The organism is Pseudomonas capeferrum (assembly GCF_013523055.1).
Classification (GTDB): Bacteria; Pseudomonadota; Gammaproteobacteria; order Pseudomonadales; family Pseudomonadaceae; genus Aquipseudomonas; species Aquipseudomonas capeferrum_A.
The window spans coordinates 1-236 of sequence record NZ_JAAMQM010000092.1; the positions used below are offsets into that span (position 1 = coordinate 1).

The window sequence follows — 236 nt, forward strand, 5'->3', positions numbered from 1 at the left end:
GTTCGGCGTGCCAGGGGTACCCGGATTACCTGGAGTTCCCGGTTCGTCAGTGACGACTGTGTTGGTGCTGCCAGCAGTGATCAGGTTCTCGAAGACTGCATCACCAGTCACACCGGTGATGGTCTGGGCAATGGTCGGCTGGCCACCGACATACACGTCATCGTTGGCAGTGATGGTGGCGGTGCCGGCGGTACTGCCGCTCGGGATGGTGATCGTGGTGCCATCGGTGAGGGTGA

1 protein-coding gene is annotated in these 236 nt (G+C 61.4%); it reads right to left on the minus strand.

Features of this window, described 5'->3' with window-relative positions:
• Positions 1–236, minus strand: a 236-nt coding sequence (locus G7009_RS27435; protein WP_181133397.1) for an immunoglobulin-like domain-containing protein, incomplete at both ends; no start/stop codon positions are given.